General features: G+C 70.6%; 1 protein-coding gene. It reads left to right on the top strand.

Going from position 1 to position 1,752, the window contains the following annotated elements; all coding sequences use genetic code 11:
• Positions 1-1,752 (top strand): autotransporter-associated beta strand repeat-containing protein (locus AC1DZ6_RS24610; protein WP_477099724.1); only part of this gene is annotated, 1,752 nt, incomplete at both ends.

Below are 1,752 nucleotides of genomic sequence, written 5' to 3'. Positions count from 1 at the left end.
ATCCTGACCGGCGCCAGCTTCGACGGCGCCGTCGACGGCGGAGCCGGCCTGGACAGCCTGGTGCTGAAGGGAACCTCCAGCCAGCAGACGGCCGACCAGACCTTCGGCGACATCGTCGGCTTCGAGACCGCCAAGGTCGAGACCGGCGACTGGACCCTGAGCGGCCTTCTGCAGACCGACAGCATCGCCATCGCCTCGGGCGCGACCCTGCGCATCGACGACAAGCAGAACGCCAACGCGTGGATCGAGACGACCACGCCGGGGACCGGTCTGTCGGTGCGAAACGACGGCACGCTGATCTACCAGAGCTACGACGACAACCTCTATGCCGACAGYGGAACGCTCTCGATCAGCGGGACTGGCGATGTCGAGCTGAAGTCCGGCGCCATGCTGGCCTCCGGTGCCTGGACCTATACCGGCGTGACGCGAGTCAGCGGCGGCGAACTGCACGTGGCGACCGATATCGGCGGCGGCCTGGAGCAGACCGGCGGCGTCGTGGTGGTGGGAGCCAGCTATGTCACCGACAACGTGGCCCTCGGCACGGTGAAGGTCGCCGGACCGGGTGCGACCGGCGGCTTCGCCGGCGACATCAAGATCGACGGCGGGCAGCTCTTCCTGGGCCGAGCCGGCGACTATGAGCTGACCAACGCCCTGTCGGGCGCCGGCGGCGAGGTGGTCTGGGCCGGCGGCGGTGACCTGACCCTGTCGGGCGTCTATTCGCGCACTGGCCTGCTGACCAATGACGGCGGCCTGGTGACCTTCGCCAACCTGTCGGCCGACTCGCGCCTGGCCCTGWAGGGCGACGCCTTCGCCCTGGGCTCGGGCGCTAAGACGACAGGCGGCCTGTCGGGCGACGCCGATCTCGACATCGGCGCCGGGACCCTGACGGTCGCCCAGGTCAACGCCTCTAGCTATTCCGGTGACCTGACCGGCGTCGGCGGCTTGACCAAGTCGGGCGCGGCGACCCTAACCCTGAGCGGCGCGGCGACCTATGCCGGTCCGACCACGGTCGCGGGCGGCAAGCTGCTGCTGACGGGCTCGATGAGCAGCGACGTCGCGGTGGCGGCGGGCGCGACCCTGCAGGTCGGCGACGGCGGCGCTGCGGGCGACCTGACGGGCGACTTGGCCATCGCCGGCACGGCGATCTTCAACCGCTCGGACGAGTACGACTTCGGCGGCGACATCACCGGCGCGGGCGACCTGGTCAAGCAGGGCGCGTCCCGCCTGACCCTCTCGGGCCAGTACGGCTTCACCGGCACGACCACGGTCCAGGGCGGCTCGGTGCGGATCCTGCATCTGCCGCAGACCGCCAAGGTGCAGGTCGACAACGGCGTGCTGGACCTGAGCGGCCTGACCCAGACCATCACCAACCTCAGCGGCGGCGCGACGGGCGAGGTCGACATCGACGGCGGCGCTCTGACCGTCAACCAGTCGGGCAGCACCACCTTCGCCGGCGCGATCACCGGCTCGGGCTCGTTCACGATCACCGGCGGCGGCGTGATCGAGCTGACCGGCGCCAACACCTATACCGGCCCGACCACGGTCGGGGTCGGCAAGCTGAAGGTCAACGGCTCGGTGACGTCCGACGTCACGGTCGGCGCGTCGGGCGCCCTGGGCGGTTCCGGGACGATCGGCGGCGACGTGGTCGTGCAGAGCGGCGGCCAGGTCACGCCCGGCAATTCGCCCGGCACCCTGACCGTGGCCGGCGACTTCACCTTCACCACCGGCTCGACCTACCAAGTGGAGGTGCGC

The sequence above is a fragment of the Caulobacter sp. P1_B12_2 genome, from assembly GCF_056406675.1.
Note: the sequence above shows the minus strand (reverse complement) of the source record. Positions and strands in the feature narration are given on the sequence as shown.